Genomic DNA, 2,026 nt, shown 5'->3' on the forward strand with positions numbered 1-2,026 from the left:
GGGGCGCGTTGCTGGAAGGCGCGCGCGCCATCTTCACACCCAGTGGCGACACGGCGCGGCGGCTGGCCGCCCATTTCCCCGGTTGCGCGGCGCGCATCGCCGTGCGTCCCCATCCGGAAACGTCGCCCCTCGCCCGTGCGAGCATGCCCCACGCGGCTCTGCCCCATGCGAGCGCGACCGGACGCGCAGGCGGCACGCCTACCCTCGCCGTCTCGTCGCGCGGGACCAACGACGCATTACGGGTGGCGGTGATCGGGGCCATCGGCCCGCACAAGGGATCGCACGTGCTGGAAGCCTGCGCCCGCCACGCCCGCGAGGCGGGGCTGCCCCTGCACTTCACCGTGGTGGGCTACACAGACCGCGACGAAACATTGCGCCAGCTTGGGGTGACCGTCACGGGTCGCTATGACGAAATAGAATTGCTCGACCTGCTCGGTTCGTCAGACGGAAGCAGGGCGGACGGAAACGTGGCAGACGCGACGCCGGGAAACGGCCACGGCGGCCACCACCTTGCATTCCTGCCCGCCGTGTGGCCGGAAACGTATTCCTACACACTGTCCGAGGCGGTGCTGGCCGGGCTGTACCCGGTCACCTTCGACCTTGGCGCACCCGCCGAACGCATGACCGCGTGGAACTACGGCCTGCGTCTGCCGGTGGCCCTGATGCGCGACCCGGCGGCCATCAACGCCGCCCTGCTGGCCTGCACGCCCGCAGCCCCGCCAGCAGGACCGACCCGCGCCCTGCTTGCCGCCGGGGACTACCCCGCGCCGTTCCGGGCCAGTTACTACGGCTTTCCGGACGGGGAAAAACCCGGGGGGGATACCGGGGGGAGCGCGGCCAAGTCCGCCAAGGAGCAGCCATGAATCAGGACCAACACTTCCACGCCGCCGCCCGCGATGGCCATCCGCTGATCTCGGTGGTGGTGCCCAGCTACAACCATGGGCGGTACATCGGGGCCTGCCTTGATGCGCTGATGTTCCAGGACTACCCCAACCTGGAAATCGTCATCACCGACGACGCCTCCACCGACGATTCCGTGGCGGTGATCCGGCGCTTCCTGCGTGACGTGGCCGGGGCCACCGCCTCGTACGCCTGCCGCTACGACGCGGCGACGGACGTCATCGAGCGCGCCGTGCACCCCCGCTACGCCCGCACGGGCCGCCGCATCGTGTTCCTGCGGGCAGAGGCCAACAGCGGCTCGACGGCCAACTACAACCGGGGCCTTGCCCACTGCACGGGCGAGTACTGCACCTTTGTCCCGGCGGACGACATCTGCCACCCGCAACTGTTCTCCGCCCTGGCCCTGCCACTCAGGAACGACACGGCGGACTTCGCCTACGCCGACATGTTCGTGGTGGACGACGACATGCGCATCCTGCGCGAATTCCGCCTGCCGGAGCATTCCTTCGATGCCTCGTTCCGCAGTTGGTACCTGTGCGGCGTGGCCAAGCTGTACCGCCGCGTCCTGCACGACCGCTTCGGCCCCTTTGACGAAACCGCCGACGCCGACGACCACGAATGCTTCCTGCGCTTTGCCCTAGGCGGGGCGCGCTTCACCCATGTACCGTACACCCTGTATTCGGTGCGCAGCCACGAGGGGCGCGAAAACGGCCTGCACGCGCCGGGGCGCTTCGCCCGGCTGCTCAAGCATTCCAAGCGGCTCACCCTGATGGCGCGGGAGCGGGAACCCGCCCCGCCCGGCGCGTGGCGCGAGGAAATGGTGAGGACGGGTGCACCGGGCACCGACCGCACACCGGACGCGGACGCGGACGACGCACCCCATGCCGCCTGTGGTCCGCATCCGGTGGCCGAGCGCGTTGTGCTGACCTACGAGGAACGCAGCTTCCTCACGGAAGGCAACGGCGCGGACACGCCGCCCACGCCGCCACCTTTGCCGGACGGCGATGAGGAGGCCAGCCGTGGGTGACCTGGCCCTGCCGCACATCCTGCCCCGCGTGCGCGATGCCCGGCGCGAGGTGCGCAAGTACGCCAACTTCCTGCTGGCCCTGCGCGCCCGCTGGGCCGG

The 2,026-nt window shown here is 70.1% G+C and carries 2 protein-coding genes; both read left to right on the forward strand.

Features of this window, described 5'->3' with window-relative positions; all coding sequences use genetic code 11:
* Window positions 1–863 (forward strand): glycosyltransferase family protein (locus tag FVW20_RS13460; protein WP_504739158.1); only part of this gene is annotated, 863 nt, incomplete at its 5' end.
* Window positions 860–1,927, forward strand: coding sequence for a glycosyltransferase family 2 protein (locus tag FVW20_RS13465; protein ID WP_196610011.1), 1,068 nt, complete (start codon window positions 860–862; stop codon window positions 1,925–1,927). The genes FVW20_RS13460 and FVW20_RS13465, both read left to right, overlap by 4 nt.
* The last annotated feature ends 99 nt before the right edge of the window (window positions 1,928–2,026 follow it).

This window comes from Nitratidesulfovibrio oxamicus, assembly GCF_015731765.1.
In the GTDB taxonomy this organism is placed as follows: domain Bacteria; phylum Desulfobacterota; class Desulfovibrionia; order Desulfovibrionales; family Desulfovibrionaceae; genus Cupidesulfovibrio; species Cupidesulfovibrio oxamicus.